This window comes from Marinomonas alcarazii (assembly GCF_003208215.1).
In the GTDB taxonomy this organism is placed as follows: Bacteria; Pseudomonadota; Gammaproteobacteria; order Pseudomonadales; family Marinomonadaceae; genus Marinomonas; species Marinomonas alcarazii.
The window spans coordinates 633,962-650,572 of the sequence record NZ_QKLW01000002.1; the positions used below are offsets into that span (position 1 = coordinate 633,962).

Here is a 16,611-nt window from a genome sequence, read left to right on the forward strand (position 1 = left end):
TTAGCTTTCAGTAGGCAATGTAAGGCCACAACCCGCTAGAATAATACCGCTAACGGTATCACCAATACGATGTAGATCTTCTTCGCCCAGAGATTCTATACCACTTAGTGCCAAAACCTGCGCTTCAAAGTCTGCATAATGTTGTGTCGTTGACCAAATCATATAAATCACGCTAGCAGGATCGCATTGGCGCATCTTGCCTGCATCCATCCAACCTTGCAGCAACTCGGTACGAGATTTAAACCAAGGTCTAAGTTCTTCTTTAAGGTAATCGCCAATATGCAATGCACCGCCAATCACCTCCATCGCAAACAACCGCGAGGTGCCTGGATTATCAAAACTTTGCTTTAGCTTCACTCGTATAAAACTGTCTAAGACCACAGCCGGATCATCGTCTAAGGTGGCACGATCAAATAGGTCGTTCCAACCCATCAGTGTTTGATCAAGTACCTGCTTGTATAAATTGGCTTTGGACTGAAAATAATAAATTATATTGGGTTTCGGTAAGCCTGCTCGCTCAGCAATATGCTGCAAACTTGCGCCATTGTATCCTTTCAACCCGAATTCCGTTTCAGCGGCCTCTAAGATTTTGACAAAGACTTCTTCACGGTGGTTTTGACGTTTGCTCATGGGGGAGTTGAGTCCTTATTTGTATTTTTACAAACAACACTGGAGCAAGACATAACCCCCTTCCAACCTCTCCTTTGATCAGGGGAGGAGCAAGCCAGATTTGGTCCCCGCCCTTACGTGTTTGAACGGGCAGTTAGGACGAGATTATTGTCTTTAAGCAACCAGCAGCCTTTGCAAAAGGCGTTATTTCTATCGTATTAAGCCAATAAATCCGTTAACTCTTGTGCTGTAGATAACTTACCTTCGTCTTCAATATTTGGAAAAACAGCGACGGTAATATTGTCTAAGGCAAGGCTTGGTAACCACTCAGCTTTAAATGTCTCCAAGGATACAGACACAGGTTCGCAGTCATCCCAATCTTCGATCGCCCACTGACTAGCAAATTCCGCATCAGGCCAAACCATCACGCAATCGCCCTCATCGGTTTCAACCATGACAAAGCCTTCTTCGTTGCTTAGGCTCCAAACCACTTCTGTGGCTTTTGCTTGTTCAATAAAATACGCTAAACGCTCACTATCCGGTGCGATTAACAACTGGACGCGTTCATCCATCGATAATTCTTTCATTATGTTATCTCTTATTAAAAGTAAGCGACTTCTTCTTCAGTCAATTGACGGAACTCACCTGCCTCTAGGTCGGCATCCAACATCAGTGGACCGATTTGATCGCGATGAAGCTCTTCTACTTTATTACCAACCGCTGCTAACATGCGTTTCACCTGATGGTATTTACCTTCTTGGATCGTCAGATAAATATCGCATTCGCTAATCCGCTCAGCAACGGCTGGTAACGTTGGCTGTGATTCGCCATGCAACATCACGCCTTCTTCCAACTGCTTCAAATCTTCGTCACTAATTGGGTCCGCTAACATCATACGATAGCGTTTGTTACAAGCATTACGTGGTGACGTAATACGATGTAGCCATTGGCCATCCGTAGTAAGCAAGAGTAAGCCGGTTGTGTCTTTGTCTAGACGACCAACAATTTTCAACTCTTGCCCTAGGTGAGAAGGCAAAAGATCCAACACCGTTGGATGATCAGGATCCTGAGTTGCACAAACGTAGCCAGCTGGCTTATACAACAAATAGTACCCTTCAGATGGCCATGCCAAAAGGGTGTCATCTAGGCAAACTTTATCCCCTTCTTGTACGGTGTAATTGGCTTTCTTAACCACTTCACCGTTTACAGTAACACGGCCTTTTGATGCCGCAATTTTCGCGGCCTTACGTGCCAATTCAGTCACGTGGGATATATAAAAATCAAGTCTCAAGGGAATCGCCTATGGCTTTGTTTAAATTAAGAGAATACTTCGTGAGTGGTTTCAATTTCTTTGTAGAAAAACGTGGCATTATGCAGCATACCGCTTGCACTGCGCGTGTAACCAGGTACTTCACCAAACGGAATATAGCCCATATTGACATACATGTCGTGAGCAATATCATCGCTCCTTACTTCCAATATTAGCAGTTGCCTTTGCATCGCTGCAGCAACGCGCTCTACCCCTTGCATAAGGGTGCTTCCTAAACCGTTTTCTCGTGCTTGCGTATGAACCATCAGCTTTTCCACATCACAACGATGCAGAGCATTCGCTTTTGGAGACATAGCAATCTGTACACTTCCAACGACTTTGTCGTCTTCACGAACCAGCAAAACTTGTCGAGCATTGGCTTGCAGATCGTCGTTTACGAGTTGCCAATACGCCTTTGCTTCCGATTCGCTCATTGGTGGTAAAAAGCCAATTGGCGCACCTGAATCCACAGCATCACACAAGAGTTCAACAAGATCATCCAGATAGGGGTTAAGGTTGTCTACTTTAAGTAATTCCAAACGCTTTTCCTCGCACTTTTGATTAAGGTAATAATACCTGAGCGCAGCTCTGTTAGGAAACGCCTGCCAGCCTGTTCAACGTTAAGACATAAAAAAAGACGAGCTAAGTCGTCTTTTTACTGTTTTTCATCATGCGCTGTTCGCTATGACTACACATTCCCCATGTAACGGCCAGGCTTATGATTCACTGCAATGATCATATTTAATGCAACAGCACCAACAACCGAGATAAGAATTAACGTGTAATCCACAATAAATACAGACATCAATACAATCATGCAATCAACCGCCATCTGGAATTTACCCATGGAGATACCATATTTTTCAGCCAAATAACGGGCAAGAATATTCAAACCACCAAGACTTGCGTTATGACGGAACAACATCAAAAAGCCCACACCCATCAGAAAGCCACCAGCGATACTGGCGTACAGTGGATTCACTTCATTGAAGTTAACTAGCATTGGGGTCACATCAGCAAACACTGACAAACTAAACACAGAAAGGAAAGTTTTGATGGTGAACTCCCAACCAAAGTGCATAATCGCTAAAGCATAAAATGGCAGGTTGATTAAGAAAAATGCCTGTCCAAAACTCAAAGGCGTTGCATACTTCATAAGAAAAGCCAATCCTGCAGAGCCCCCCGTCAGCAGGCCACTATGAGTATAAAGATTCACGCCCAGCGCGATGATCATAGTGCCAAGAAGAACAGCTTGGACATCTTCAAGGCGCGTATGTTTTTTCACGATTGGTTGCTCGGCAGTTGACATGATTTTCTCACTGGATAAATGGTTAAGATTGATAGGCGTGGATTCTAGAGAAAAAAATACCCTAGACCAATATCTGACACTTAAACCGTTTTACCCATTTTTCGAAAACCGTCTAGATTTCTGTACACTTTTTGTGGGCACAGATCCGACTAATGACTTTCCCAATGACCCGCCGAGGTGAGACCCAGCCAATACGTTCCGATTGCAGACTTTTGTTTGTTTCACCACCAAGCCAAAGCTGACCATCGGGGGCGATATGCAAAACCTTTTTAATAATCAAACCATAGAAAGCATGATCAACCACCACAATATGGCCGATAGCCAGCTTACGATACCATCGGCTGATAAAAACGAAGTCTCCATCTTGTAAATATGGGGCCATGCTATGCCCCTGCACTTTTATTAAGTGAACCATATTCACACCTATAGACTGCTATTCGCTACCTGGCTGCTCGCATAACGCTTTTGCGACCTTAAAAGCCATCACTTTATCTAAGATTTTTATCAGATTATGCATCATGATTGTTACCCTCCAGAGATCACTTTTTTTCGATGACGTGCCCACTGTTTATAAACAAAACCACCAAAGATGATAAAAAGGCCAGTGCCAACCGCGAACAGATGAAAGAGCTCGCTCATCCCCCATTCAGAAACACCTTGGCTTGAACTTGCCTGCAAGTAAGAACTCAGTGCCATGCCCATGATTAATGGCACTTTAGCAACTAATGACATACGTAAGTATTTGGCGTTGTAATCGCACTGGATAACGCCTGCATCAAGTTCTTACTTTGCGCCGAGACATCTTTTTTATAACACTGCGTGAAAAGATCCCATTCAAAGCGAATATGAGTCGCAGTGCGCATGATCAGACTGCGCTGCTCAGTGCTCATATCTGGACGCGATATTACGGTTTGTAAAAAATGAACAGCTCGCTCAAACTGCGTATTTGCCGAAATGAAATCACCGAGAGCTGTGTATGATTCCGCAATATTGAGAAAACTAACAGCCGCCGCCGCTACAGCAGATTCAGCATCCCGAAAAAAATCTTCATCAAACGAACGTTCGGCTTCGGACAGAGCTTGTCGATTCAAATCAACAGCATCAGTAAAAGCATTGTTTGAGTAAGCCTTATTCGCTTGTCTAGTTAAACGCTCCCAGTCCTGCATTGTCTTCTCCACGATTTGTTATGACACACAATTTATTTAATGAGAATCATTATCGTAAAAGAAATCAAATAAATCCAGCAATATTGAGAATTAATCTCATTTAATTTTTAAAAGCCAATCTCAGGGGATGAAATACCACAAAGAAGAAAACAGGAAGGAGGAATAGAAGAAGGTGCAGCTCGCAACGCGAGCTACCATTCAATCCCTATTTGCGCTTTAACCCCATTCGCAAAAGCATGACGCTCGTTAGCAATTTTACTATGGGTATCCACACTATCTAGCAAGACACGTGGCGCCGTACGTCCTGTCATCATTACATTTTGATGAACAGGCCGAGCCGCCAATGCAGCAATCAAATCGTCTTCGTTTAAATAGCCATATTTATACATATAGGTAATTTCATCTAATAAGACAAAATGCACGCTAGGATCAGCAAGCACACGCTTAGCAAGCTCCCATGCCTGTTCTGCTGCTTCTTTCTCTAATTCTGGATTACGTGTTTCCCACGTAAAGCCATGACCCATCACATGAAAATCAACCAAAGGGTGGGAGCCAAAAAACAACTGTTCACCTGTTGCTTTACGGCCTTTAATAAACTGAATAACCGCACTTTTTTGACCGTGGCCTAAAGCACGGGCCATAGTCCCAAAGGCGCTAGAGCTTTTGCCCTTACCATTGCCTGTCAGCAAAATAGTCACGCCACGCTCTTCCGTTGCCGCTGCAATACGTTGATCAACCACGGCCTTCTTCTTTAGCAGGCGCGCCTCATTCTTCTCAGCCAGTTCGTCTTTTTGCTCTAGACTTTTTTTATCTAGGGAAAGATCCGTCATAATTTATCTCTTTCTTATGCTAGTTTTCGTGCTGCTTTGGCCTGCACTACCTTTTCTTGTACAGCAACCAACTCGGGTAATACAAATCTTTATGTATCGCAAACACCCTTAGTATAAAGACTAAAGCCACCGCGTAAATCGAGTTAAACTCATGAGTCGGTACGTTTTTTTCAAGCAGCACCAATAACAGAGCGCCCAAAAACGCAGGCGTTGCATAAAACTCTCTACCCAACACCAAAGGCGGACGATGGCTTAATACATCACGAATAATGCCACCAGCCACGCCCGTAATGATGCCCATAGTAATCGCGATCGTCGGCGAAAAGCCTAAATCTAAAACCTTTTCGGTTGCCACAACAGTAAACAAAGCCAAACCAAAAGAATCAGCATAATGAAAAACTGTCTGCCTATCTTCAATAAATCGGACAGTAAAAAACGCCAAGGCCGATGACAAAAATGCCACCCATAAATAGGACGTATCCTCCACCCAATAAACCGTCTCAACGGATAGAACCGTATCTCTAATCGTGCCGCCCCCTAAGGACGTCACCATGCCAAGAAATACCACGCTAAACAAATCCATGTCTTTTTTTCCGGATGAAATAACGCCGGTTATTGCAAACGCAGCAATACCAAACATACCTAAAAGATATAACAACATTTCTTTATTTACTCAAAAGAGCCTAAGACAGCTAGGTGAATACCTAACCAAAAAATAACAGGCACAGATGATTGAGTTATACCCAATCTCCAGCCCCCAAACGCTTCAGCATGACAAACTCACCTTGTACAGACAGTTCTGTCAAACTACTAAAACCAACATCAATTCGGTGACACTGATTCAAGGGCCATTGGCAAAGCATGCTAACAAACACCTTGATAACACCAGAATGAGCAACCACGACACACGTCTCCATCGGTGTGTCTTTCACTGAAAGCCACCATCGCCAAACACGGTCAGCAACCACTTGCAGTGATTCACCGTTATAAGGCGCGGCGTGCACGATATCCTCAGCCCATACATCTATTTCTTGCTTGGGTATGTCATGCCAGCAAAGCCCTTCCCAATCGCCAAAATCCAACTCTTTCAAAGCGGCAGTCGCATGAGAGCGCCCATCAGAAATATGCTCTGCCAATTGCGCAGCACGAGTTAATGGGCTGTGAAAACACACATTGGCTTCGCCATCAAATTCAATCGATAAAGCCTGTTTTAATGCCTCAGCCCCCTCTTCCCAACCATCGGCAAGCGGTACATCCATGTCACCATAACAAAATCCTTTGGCAACCTCGGGTCTTGGATGACGAATCAGATAAAGCTTCACGAATAAGAAACCAGCAAACAAACAATAACCAAAATCTCACCCAACTGCTCGCTTGCCCCTAACGTATCACCATTGAAACCAGCGATTTTTTGGCGCAAATAAGCACGAACCAAAAAAACCAACGCCACCGACAAAACAAGGGTAAGAATCAAATACCACAAATTGAAAGCCAATATGCCAACCAACAAACAAGGCGCCAATGCCATCCCCCATTCGACAGGGTTTAGCCTAGCGATCATGCTTGAAGCCTTACTCTGCCCAAGACTTACATACGTGAGCGTGTGCATTAATAGCAAAGGTATAAAACGTGCGATGACATGCACCACACACCAACCACTTAACGTATAAATAAAGCCTAAAAACGAATCAGGAATGGCTTGAAGAAGCTCATTGAGCAGTAACCATTTTAACGACAATGAAAACCAAATAGACAAAGCGGCATAACTGCCAATGCGCGAGTCTTTCATGATAGTCAGGCGTTGTTCTTTATCCCAACCACCCACTAAACCATCACAGCTATCCATCAAACCGTCTTCATGAAAACCACCCGTAATGAGTACTGCCGTTAACAACATCAACAGGGCTTGCAATGAAGGCGACCAGTCAAACCATAAGGGCCAAGCACTCAACAAGCCAACCAGCAGCCCCACCCATGGTAAAAAGCACACCGCAGGGGTGTGCTTTACATCATCGCTCCAATCCACTTTTAATGGGATCCGAGTATAAGTAACCAAGCTGCGTTTAAAGCCTTGCCAATAAGGAGCAATAATCACGCCTTTCATAATGTATTATTACCTAATAAAGAGTTTAACCAAGACTACTTAGAATCACTTACACCAGCGCTTTCAAAGCTTGCCATTTTTTTCAAAAAGACACAGGCGCTATGAATCAAAGGGTAAGCCAAAATCGCACCAGAGCCCTCACCCAAACGCAGATCCAAAGACAAAATAGGTTCGGCATGCAAATGTTCGAGCAATGTTTTATGGGCCTTTTCATTCGACTGATGAGCAAAAATGGCATATTCACGCACAGCAGGCGCGACTTTCTGAGCAAACAACAAAGCGACAGAACAAATAAAACCATCTACCACAAACGCGGTTTGGCGTTGCGCCGATTGCAACATCGCCCCCGCCATGGCGAGAATTTCAAAGCCGCCCACTTGCTGAGCAAGCGTTTGAGCACTCCATTCCGAGATGATCTGACCTGTTTCGCGTTCTGCGCGCTTTAAAGATAGTTCAATAATTTGCGCCTTGTGAGAAACACCGGCCATATCCAAACCAGTACCCCGCCCAGCACTATCAGCAGCACTCACACCCACTAACGCAGTCATCATGCAAGAGGATACACAAGTATTGCCAATGCCCATTTCACCGAACATCAACAAATTCACACCATCATCGATGGCCATGTTTGCTTCATCAACGCCCGCTAAAATAGCTTGCTCTACCTGCTCTGCGGTCATCGCTGCTTGCTGGCTAAAATCCTTAGACGCAAACGCGACTTTACGATCGCCTAATAGCGGATGGGCTTCTAACTCTGCATTGACACCCACGTCCACAATGCGTAATGGCACATTATGTTGTTCGCAAAATACACTGACCGCAGCACCGCCCATCAGGAAGTTCATGACCATTTGTGGCGTCACTTCTTGCGGGAACAAACTAATCCCTTGCGCCACCACACCATGGTCAGCGGCAAAGATGATCATTTTAGGTTTAGACACATCTGGCGTCAGCGATTGCTGGATTTTACCAAGCTGAAAGGCAATGTTTTCCAACTCACCTAACGCACCTAACGGTTTCGTTTTAGTGTCGATTTTCTGTTGAAGTTCGGCTGAAATATCAGCCGAAGGAGACACAATATTAAATTGCTTAAACAAGGCTCTTTTGCCCCTTAACCTTTGGCCTTAACAGCACGTTGACGCACTGCTTCGTAGAGACAAACACCTGTCGCTACAGACACGTTCAAACTAGAAACCACACCAGCCATAGGCAGTTTCACAAGGTAATCACACTGTTCACGAGTCAAACGACGCATACCGTCGCCTTCTGCTCCCATTACAATCGCCGTCGGAATAGATAAGTCTTGCTCGTAAATGGTTTGTGTCGCTTCACCAGCCGTACCAAAAATCCACACGCCTTGGTCTTGCAACTTTTTCATAGTACGAGCAAGGTTTGTCACCGCGTAAACAGGAATACTTTCTGCTGCACCGCATGCCACTTTGCTAACCGTTGCATTCAGAGGCGCTGAATTGTCTTTTGGCATCACAACCGCATGGGCACCCGCGGCGTCCGCACTACGTAAACATGCGCCTAAATTATGAGGATCAGTCACACCGTCTAAGATAATAATCAAAGGCGTTTCATCCAAACCTGCCACCAAAGTATGCAAGTCTGCTTCACTGCCCGCTTTGTTCATTGTGGTGTAAGCCACCACGCCTTGGTGAACAGCACGCTCTTTGTTTTTGCTGAAAAGCTGATCCAGTTCTTTACGAGGTACCACGCTGTAACGCACTTTATTTGCTTTACAAAGTTGCACTAGTCGCTGGTTTTTCTTATCGTCGCGGCCTTCTTGAAAACGCACTTCTTTGACGCGTTCTGGCTGTTGAGTCAATGCATTTTCCACGGCATGTATGCCGTATATCCATTCTAAATCTGACATTATCTACTCTATTAATTTGGGGGCCTACGCCCCCCTTTTACTCATCTAGAAAGTTATTCATCTAGAAAACTCAATTCAAAGCTTCTGATCAGTCTTTTGCTTTCGGCTTAGCATTGCTCTTTTTTGGCTTCTTAGGCTTTTTCGGTTTTTTAGCCGCTGCCGTTGGCTTGCCATTAGCCGATACCGTACCAGACTTTTTCTGTCTGATACGTTTGCCCTTAGACACAGGCGAACGACGTTTTTTCTTCGCCTTGCCATCAGACTCTTTGCCATCTTTTGCTGATTTGCCATCTTTAGGCTTATCGCCTTCCGCTTTGGCAGCAAACTTCGGCTTAGATCGACCACCCAGCTCAATTGGTGGCAATTGAGCTAATTGCATCTCAAGCTCAGTTTGTTCGGTACGTTCCACCTTTTTGCGCGCTGGACGAGAGCCGCTTTCGTCCAAGCTCAAATCAATCTTACGTTGTTCCAGATTCACATTTGAGACGCGAACTTTCAAGGTATCACCAAGGCGGAAGACACGACCTGTGCGTTCACCAACAATCGCCTGATGTTCCATATCGTGAACAAAATAATCTTGTCCAAGACCAGAAATATGCACCAAACCATCAACAAACAAGCCTTGCAACTCGACGAATAAACCAAACGACGTCACTGCTGTGACAACCCCGTCAAACGGTTCGCCCAAATGTTGTTCCACGTATTGGCATTTCAACCAGGCTTCTACGTCACGAGTGGCTTCATCTGCACGGCGTTCGGTCAAGGAACAAGAATCCCCTAAACCGTCCATATCCGCGTGGTTATAACCATAGATTTTGCGTTCTTTCAGTTCTGGACTGCCAGCGACACGATGCGCCTGACGCACTGCCGGACGGCCTTCACCACGAATCAAATAACGAATCGCGCGATGAACTAACAAATCTGGGTAACGACGAATTGGCGACGTAAAGTGCGTATAGGCTTCGTAATTCAAACCAAAGTGGCCCAAATTATCCGCTTGATACACAGCCTGAGACATAGAACGCAGCATCATGGTTTGAATACTACGAGCGTCTGCTCGGTCTTTAATCGCTTCAGAGAGTGCCGCATAATCCGCAGGCGTCGGTTTATTGCCACCTGTCAGCTCAAGGCCCAGCAAACCTAAATAGGTACGCAAGGTTAACAAACGGTCATCTTTTGGCCCTTCGTGAACACGGAACAAGGCAGGCAAATCCGCTTTAATCAATAGCTCTGCCGCTGCCACGTTGGCACACAACATACATTCTTCGATTAGCTTATGCGCATCATTACGTTCGACAGGAATAATGTGTTCAATCTTAGAATTTTCATCGAAAACCATGCGAGTTTCGATGGTATCGAATTCCATCGCACCGCGCTCATCACGAGCCCCTTTCAAGACATGGTATAAACCATTTAAATCATCGATATGAGACACGATAGACGCATAACGGTCACGCAACTCAATACCTTGTTCTTCTGGCTCATCAGCGATCATTTTCGCGACTTTGCTGTAAGTTAGGCGAGCATGGGAGCGAATGATACCTTCATAAAACTTAAAGCCACGCATCTTGCCTTTGCTCGTCAAAGACACTTCTGCCACCATCGCCAAACGATCTACATCTGGGTTAAGTGAACATAAGCCATTTGACAACACTTCCGGCAACATAGGGATAACGCGACCGGGGAAATAAACCGAGTTACCACGTACAATGGCTTCTTCATCGAGTGCCGTGTCTTTTTTCACATAATGAGAAACATCGGCAATGGCAACAAACAGCTTCCAACCGCCCGGTGTTTTTTCACAATATACGGCGTCATCAAAATCACGCGCGTCTTCACCATCAATGGTCACAAACGGCGTATCACGTAAATCAACACGATGCGCTTTGTCTTCTTCAGCAACTTCTGTGCTGAAGTTTTTAATTTGCTTTTCTACCGCAGCCGGCCATTCATGTGGAATTTCGTAGCGATGCATCGCCACTTCAATTTCAACGCCCGGCGCCATGAAGTCGCCAAGAATCTTTTTCACCAAACCCTGAGCCGGTTTGCCGCGCTCAGCGTAAGTCACGATCTCAGCTAATACATATTGACCATGAGCCGGCGTCAAACCAGACTCTGTAGTGATCAAGATATCTTGCGCGATACGTGGGTTCTCTGGTGTAACAAAAGCCGTTCGGCTCTCTTCATAATAGCGGCCAACAAGTTGAGTGTGCTTACGTTCTAGCACCTCAACCACAACACCATCTAAGCGACCTTTAACGCTACGGCCAGACAAACGGGCTTTCACTTTGTCCCCATCCATCACGTTCTGCATTTGACGGGCAGATAGGAAAATGTCGTCATCGCTCTGGCGCAACAAGAAACCATGACCTTCTTTATTGCCTTGGACGTAACCTTCAATCAGGTCACTCTCTAAAATCGGCGAATACTCGTCATTTTGGTTGCTGGTCATTTGATTGTCTCGGCACATAGCAATGAGACGACGACGGAGGGCTTCGATTTCGTCTTCACCAGTAAGCGAAAACTCTTTACATAACTCTAGATGACCCATGCTTTTATTTTGGGTAGCAAGAAACTCTAGAATGAATTCACGGCTTGGTACGGGGTTATCGTACTTAGACGCTTCTCGCTGCATGTGTGGATCGTTAATTTTTTTATTACTCAATGTATTTTTATCCTTGGTTTTTTTAATAAGATATCCCTTTTATAAGATAGAAATATGAACATCTCACTATTCAGAGCGCTCGGAGTTCGTTTCTCACATCCTTAAAATTAATTATGCGCTCAATTAATCGTCATTATAGAGCATATTCACCAAATACTCTTCCAGTTCGCGTCGCTCTTAACATTATCTTCACAGTCTATCCCAGTGTTTGTTTGTAATTACACAACAAACAAACAAAAATACGGGGATGTTCGGGTCATTTATCCCACTTTGGTCATGCCATTTTGACCTAAGCGAAATATTTTTATGCTATTTTTGTCTGTTTTTCGTGCAACAACAGTGAATCCATCGAATTATTCGATCACTTAACGCATCATTTTTACTGTCTATGACGCACTAAATTCATCTCAGCCATCACTTTGGTGGAAATTTCTTCCACAGACAGTTTTGTCGAATTCAAAAACGGAATGCGTTCTTGGCGATATAAAGACTCTACTTCATCTACCTCATAGCGGCATTGACGAGACGAGGCATACTTACTCGCCGCCATTCGCCCAGTGCGAATTTCATGTAATCGCTGAGCGTCAATGGTCAAACCAAATAGCTTTTTCTTGTGGTCTTTTAATACTTTAGGCAAACCAGTGGACGAAAAATCGTCTTCGGTAATCGGGTAATTTGCGGCCTTGATACCGTACTGCATCGCCAAGTACAAACTGGTCGGCGTTTTACCTGACCGAGATACGCCTAACAAAATGATATCGGCCTCAGCGAAATTCTTCACAGATGCCCCGTCATCATTGGCTAAAGCATAGTTTATGGCGTCTATTCGACCGTCATAAACACCCTCTTTCATACCATGAGCTTTTTGCGCAGTGGGCTGTGCTTTTACTCCCAAAGCTTGCTCTATGGGTGACAATAAATCACCAAACAAGTTGTAACAATGGCAATCGCAGGACTCAATGATATCGCGGATAGACGCATCAGAAATAGTATAAAAAACCAACAAAGCAATGCCGCTATTCAGTTCCAAATTAATCTGCTGCTTCAACCCCTCTGCTTGGTCTTTAGTGGTCAAAAAAGGCACACTTTTTGTCTCTACTGCCACATCAAAAAACGACAACATTGCCGACCCAAACACCTCAGCGGTAATCGCCGTTCCATCAGAGACGAAATACACTTTCATTCAATATTTACCTATTTTGTTGTTATCTAACGACATTCGTTTTTTCGATTGAAATAAAACTACATCGAATAATCGATTTTATTCAAAGCAACTCGCCTACATACAATGAACCCAGATCAAGTGCTTTGACAAGTACCTGACGTACTAGGAAAAACTGGCTAAGAACTATTCCTACCATTAATTTATATAAAAAACTGGAGTCTCTTGTGAGCAAGTTTATTAAGTGGTTTAAAGATCTTCATATGGAAGATGTCGGTGAAGTTGGCGGTAAAAACGCCTCTTTGGGTGAAATGATTTCTAACCTGACAGACCTTGGTATTCAAGTACCAAACGGTTTCGCAACCACTTCCTATGCTTATCAAAGCTTCATCACAGAAAGTGGCCTAGACGAAAAAATCCACCAAGCACTAGACGCATTGGATGTTGACGACGTTCACGCCCTTGCCGAAACGGGCGTGAAAATTCGCCAATGGATTGAAGACGCCTCTTTCTCACCAGAGTTCGACCAAGAAATCGAAGCCGCGTTCGCCGTTCTGTGTGACGACAACGCAGACGACACTTCATTCGCCGTGCGCTCTTCTGCCACCGCAGAAGATTTACCAGACGCGTCTTTCGCAGGTCAGCAAGAAACCTTCTTAAACGTGAAAGGCTTGACAGACATTAAAGCGTCAATCAAACGCGTATTTGCTTCTCTCTTTAACGACCGCGCCATTTCATACCGCGTTCACCAAGGCTTTGAACACCAAGGCGTGTCTTTGTCCGCAGGCATTCAAAAAATGGTGCGCAGTGATATAGGCGCTTCTGGGGTATTGTTTACCCTAGACACAGAATCAGGCTTTGACGAAGTGGTTTTCATCACCGCGGCATACGGTCTTGGCGAAATGGTGGTGCAAGGCACCGTCAACCCAGACGAATACTATGTTCATAAGCCAACATTAGCTGCCAATCGCCCAGCGGTTGTCCGCAAAAGCCTTGGTAGCAAAGCACAAAAAATGGAATACGCCGAAGCCGGCAGCGATGACGAATTTGTCAAAATCGTCCCAGTGGCTTTAGATGACCAAAACCGTTTTGCACTAACCAACGACGAGATCGAAGACCTTGCTCGCCAAGCGTGCATCATCGAAAAACACTACAAACGCCCTATGGACATCGAGTGGGCAAAAGACGGTGTCGACGGCAAAATCTACATAGTGCAAGCGCGACCAGAAACCGTTCGCAGCCAAGGCAACGCTCAAAGCATGGAACGCTACAACCTGAAGAAAACTTCTCAGGTGATGATCACAGGCCGCGCAATTGGCCACAAAATCGGTACAGGTGCCGTAAAAGTATTGTCTTCTATTACCGAAATGGATCGTATCCAACCGGGCGACGTTCTAGTGACCGACATTACCGATCCAGATTGGGAACCTATCATGAAGCGAGCTTCAGCGATTGTCACCAACCGTGGCGGTCGTACCTGTCACGCGGCGATCATCGCCCGTGAGTTGGGCATTCCAGCGGTCGTTGGTTGTGGCGACGCCACAGACGTATTGCAAGATGGTCAAATCGTCACCGTATCTTGCTCACAAGGTGACATGGGTATGGTGTATCAAGGCGAACTGCCATTCGACATCATTACCTCTGAGGTCGGCAACATGCCAGAACTGCCAGTAAAAATAATGATGAACGTCGGCAACCCAAATCGCGCCTTCGACTTCGCCATGCTACCCAACGCAGGCATTGGCTTGGCTCGCCTAGAATTCATCATCAACCGCATGATCGGCATTCACCCGAAAGCCCTATTGAACTACGCTGAAATGACGCCTGCACTGCAAGAGGAAATCAGCCACCGTATTGCTGGCTACTCAAGCCCAGTGGAATTCTACGTCGACAAATTGGTCGAAGGCGTCGCAACATTGGCGTGCTCTTTCTCCCAAAAACCCGTCATCGTGCGTTTGTCCGACTTTAAATCAAACGAATACCACAACCTTATTGGTGGTCCGTTGTTTGAACCAGACGAAGAAAACCCAATGCTTGGCTTCCGTGGCGCCGCGCGCTACATCGACGACTCATTCCGTGATTGCTTCGCCCTAGAATGTGAAGCCATTCGCCGCGTTCGTAACGACATGGGCTTAACCAACGTACAAATCATGATTCCATTTGTTCGTACTCTGGAGGAAGCGCAACAAGTGACCGAACTGCTTGCAGAACAAGGCTTGGCTCGTGGTGAAAACGGCCTGAAAGTCATCATGATGTGCGAACTACCGTCTAACGCCCTACTGGCTGACGAGTTCCTACAATACTTCGATGGCTTCTCAATCGGCTCCAACGACTTGACTCAGCTAACACTCGGACTTGACCGCGACTCAGGATTGATCGCAGACAAATTCGACGAACGCAATCCAGCAGTCAAAAAACTGCTAAAAATGGCGATCACCGCCTGTCGTGAACAAGGCAAATACGTCGGCATCTGCGGCCAAGGCCCATCCGACCACGCCGACTTCGCCGACTGGCTCGTCGCCCAAGGCATCGAAAGCATGTCTCTTAACCCAGACACCGTCATCGAAACCTGGCTACACCTTGATGAAGTATTGAAAAATACCGAATTAACCAACAAAGCCATTTAAAGAAATCTTCCCGTTACGCCGCAGTAATACCAGACATGGCGTAACGGGAAAACAGTCTGCGTTTGGTGATGTGTTTTTTAACTCATCATCGGATCAGAATGCTGTGTCAAAGCAGCGCGTGACCTTATCGTAGTCACTCCCTAGTTTGATAGCCCCGCTTTGCGGGGCTTTTTTTTAGTCCCTCAAGGGGTCAAACCCCTTTTATCCCCCAAACCGTCATTCCCGCGAAGGCGGGAATCAATCTCTTTTCGTACTTTTGGTTCAATTCAAACGCTTTATATTCCCAATCTTTATTCCACTCTGCTGGGCGTGTAACTTTTGCCAATCGATGCAAAAGTAACCAAAAAATCTTTTATCGGGCTGTCGCCCAAACGTCTGATTCACTTTATTTATTATCAGTTTTGGCAAGACGATTTTTATCGTAAGGCATAGATTGTTTTTGCAGCCTTGAGAGAAGATATTTTTAACTGACCCTGAAACGCCATAAAGTCGCGCAACTTCGTCGCGTCGAACTGACTTCATCATAGAGACTTGGTTTTCGTAGGGCATCATGAGCGCAGCGTGATGTGCCGCTGAAAGCGAAGCTTTCATTGTAAGTCGCGACTTCAGCCCGACATGGAATTCATGCTCCATTCAAACGCAAAAGGTTACGTTACTAATCACCAAGTCCCTTCCCCTTTTGTCTTCAAGGGGAAGGCGGAGGATGGGGTTAATATCTTTTTCGGGCTTCATTATTCCCACTAAGAGCCTCTACGTAGACACGTCATTCCCGCGAAGGCGGGAATCAATCTCTTTTCGTACTTTTGGTTCAATTCAAACGCTTTATATTCCCAATCTTTATTCCACTCTGCTGGGCGTGTAACTTTTGCCAATCGATGCAAAAGTAACCAAAAAATCTTTTATCGGGCTGTCGCCCAAACGTCTGATTCACTTTATTTATTATCAGTTTTA

General features: G+C 45.3%; 17 protein-coding genes. 1 reads left to right on the forward strand and 16 read right to left on the reverse strand.

All coding sequences use genetic code 11. From position 1 onward, the window contains the following. From DFP75_RS07810 to ppsR, 16 genes are all read right to left on the reverse strand, one after another. Positions 1-630, reverse strand: coding sequence for a TetR family transcriptional regulator C-terminal domain-containing protein (locus tag DFP75_RS07810; RefSeq protein ID WP_110573956.1), 630 nt, complete (start codon positions 628-630; stop codon positions 1-3). Between the two features lie 197 nt (positions 631-827). Then, complete coding sequence (locus DFP75_RS07815; protein ID WP_110573958.1) at positions 828-1,196, reverse strand: DUF2750 domain-containing protein; 369 nt, start codon at positions 1,194-1,196, stop codon at positions 828-830. Between the two features lie 14 nt (positions 1,197-1,210). Then, positions 1,211-1,900: a pseudouridine synthase gene (locus DFP75_RS07820; RefSeq protein WP_110573960.1), complete on the reverse strand. Its 690-nt coding sequence runs from the start codon at positions 1,898-1,900 to the stop codon at positions 1,211-1,213. A 26-nt stretch (positions 1,901-1,926) separates the two neighbouring features. Beyond that, positions 1,927-2,457 (reverse strand): GNAT family N-acetyltransferase, encoded by a 531-nt coding sequence (locus tag DFP75_RS07825; protein ID WP_110573962.1) that lies wholly within the window; start codon positions 2,455-2,457, stop codon positions 1,927-1,929. Between the two features lie 149 nt (positions 2,458-2,606). Continuing rightward, complete coding sequence (locus tag DFP75_RS07830; protein WP_110573964.1) at positions 2,607-3,227, reverse strand: YitT family protein; 621 nt, start codon at positions 3,225-3,227, stop codon at positions 2,607-2,609. A 112-nt stretch (positions 3,228-3,339) separates the two neighbouring features. Continuing rightward, a complete protein-coding gene (locus DFP75_RS07835) occupies positions 3,340-3,642 on the reverse strand; it encodes a S24/S26 family peptidase (RefSeq protein ID WP_110573966.1) in 303 nt (100 codons plus the stop codon). A 110-nt stretch (positions 3,643-3,752) separates the two neighbouring features. Continuing rightward, entirely contained in the window at positions 3,753-3,959 is a 207-nt protein-coding gene (locus DFP75_RS18305) for a hypothetical protein (RefSeq protein ID WP_137170182.1), read from the reverse strand. Then, a complete protein-coding gene (locus DFP75_RS07840; RefSeq protein WP_110573968.1) occupies positions 3,950-4,393 on the reverse strand; it encodes a tetratricopeptide repeat protein in 444 nt (147 codons plus the stop codon). Before DFP75_RS07840 ends, DFP75_RS18305 begins: the two co-directional genes overlap by 10 nt. 191 nt (positions 4,394-4,584) lie before the next feature. Beyond that, positions 4,585-5,223 carry a cob(I)yrinic acid a,c-diamide adenosyltransferase gene (gene cobO, locus DFP75_RS07845; protein WP_175404945.1) on the reverse strand — a complete coding sequence of 213 codons (639 nt, stop codon included), beginning with the start codon at positions 5,221-5,223 and terminating at the stop codon, positions 4,585-4,587. Positions 5,224-5,269: 46 nt separating this feature from the next. Then, positions 5,270-5,884, reverse strand: a complete 615-nt coding sequence (locus DFP75_RS07850; RefSeq protein ID WP_110573970.1) for a trimeric intracellular cation channel family protein — start codon at positions 5,882-5,884, stop codon at positions 5,270-5,272. 76 nt (positions 5,885-5,960) lie between these two features. Further along, positions 5,961-6,545, reverse strand: a complete 585-nt coding sequence (locus DFP75_RS07855) for a histidine phosphatase family protein (RefSeq protein ID WP_110574471.1) — start codon at positions 6,543-6,545, stop codon at positions 5,961-5,963. Further along, positions 6,542-7,327: an adenosylcobinamide-GDP ribazoletransferase gene (locus DFP75_RS07860; protein WP_110573972.1), complete on the reverse strand. Its 786-nt coding sequence runs from the start codon at positions 7,325-7,327 to the stop codon at positions 6,542-6,544. The genes DFP75_RS07855 and DFP75_RS07860 overlap by 4 nt, the downstream gene beginning before the upstream one ends. A gap of 35 nt (positions 7,328-7,362) precedes the next feature. Beyond that, positions 7,363-8,424: a nicotinate-nucleotide--dimethylbenzimidazole phosphoribosyltransferase gene (cobT, locus tag DFP75_RS07865; RefSeq protein ID WP_110573974.1), complete on the reverse strand. Its 1,062-nt coding sequence runs from the start codon at positions 8,422-8,424 to the stop codon at positions 7,363-7,365. A gap of 14 nt (positions 8,425-8,438) precedes the next feature. Next, positions 8,439-9,206, reverse strand: coding sequence for a 23S rRNA (guanosine(2251)-2'-O)-methyltransferase RlmB (gene rlmB / locus DFP75_RS07870; RefSeq protein WP_110573976.1), 768 nt, complete (start codon positions 9,204-9,206; stop codon positions 8,439-8,441). 88 nt (positions 9,207-9,294) lie between these two features. Then, on the reverse strand, positions 9,295-11,841 hold the full coding sequence (gene rnr, locus DFP75_RS07875) for a ribonuclease R (RefSeq protein WP_110574473.1): 2,547 nt from the start codon (positions 11,839-11,841) through the stop codon (positions 9,295-9,297). 409 nt (positions 11,842-12,250) lie between these two features. After that, entirely contained in the window at positions 12,251-13,054 is an 804-nt protein-coding gene (ppsR, locus tag DFP75_RS07880; protein ID WP_110573978.1) for a posphoenolpyruvate synthetase regulatory kinase/phosphorylase PpsR, read from the reverse strand. A 206-nt stretch (positions 13,055-13,260) separates the two neighbouring features. On the opposite strand from ppsR, the gene ppsA reads away from it, so the two are divergent. After that, the gene (ppsA, locus tag DFP75_RS07885; RefSeq protein ID WP_110573980.1) at positions 13,261-15,660 is read left to right on the forward strand and encodes a phosphoenolpyruvate synthase; all 2,400 of its coding nucleotides are present in this window, start codon (positions 13,261-13,263) and stop codon (positions 15,658-15,660) included. Positions 15,661-16,611 lie beyond the last annotated feature (951 nt).

What these genes read in the sequence shown, in the direction of transcription:
- DFP75_RS07830 (WP_110573964.1), bottom strand. Translation starts at nt 3,227, where the DNA reads ATGTCAACTGCCGAGCAACCAATCGTGAAAAAACATACGCGCCTTGAA.
- ppsR (WP_110573978.1), bottom strand. Translation starts at nt 13,054, where the DNA reads ATGAAAGTGTATTTCGTCTCTGATGGAACGGCGATTACCGCTGAGGTG.
- DFP75_RS07810 (WP_110573956.1), bottom strand. Translation starts at nt 630, where the DNA reads ATGAGCAAACGTCAAAACCACCGTGAAGAAGTCTTTGTCAAAATCTTA.
- rlmB (WP_110573976.1), bottom strand. Translation starts at nt 9,206, where the DNA reads ATGTCAGATTTAGAATGGATATACGGCATACATGCCGTGGAAAATGCA.
- DFP75_RS07815 (WP_110573958.1), bottom strand. Translation starts at nt 1,196, where the DNA reads ATGAAAGAATTATCGATGGATGAACGCGTCCAGTTGTTAATCGCACCG.
- cobO (WP_175404945.1), bottom strand. Translation starts at nt 5,223, where the DNA reads ATGACGGATCTTTCCCTAGATAAAAAAAGTCTAGAGCAAAAAGACGAA.
- DFP75_RS07860 (WP_110573972.1), bottom strand. Translation starts at nt 7,327, where the DNA reads ATGAAAGGCGTGATTATTGCTCCTTATTGGCAAGGCTTTAAACGCAGC.
- DFP75_RS18305 (WP_137170182.1), bottom strand. Translation starts at nt 3,959, where the DNA reads ATGTCATTAGTTGCTAAAGTGCCATTAATCATGGGCATGGCACTGAGT.
- DFP75_RS07840 (WP_110573968.1), bottom strand. Translation starts at nt 4,393, where the DNA reads ATGCAGGACTGGGAGCGTTTAACTAGACAAGCGAATAAGGCTTACTCA.
- DFP75_RS07850 (WP_110573970.1), bottom strand. Translation starts at nt 5,884, where the DNA reads ATGTTGTTATATCTTTTAGGTATGTTTGGTATTGCTGCGTTTGCAATA.
- rnr (WP_110574473.1), bottom strand. Translation starts at nt 11,841, where the DNA reads ATGCAGCGAGAAGCGTCTAAGTACGATAACCCCGTACCAAGCCGTGAA.
- DFP75_RS07835 (WP_110573966.1), bottom strand. Translation starts at nt 3,642, where the DNA reads ATGGTTCACTTAATAAAAGTGCAGGGGCATAGCATGGCCCCATATTTA.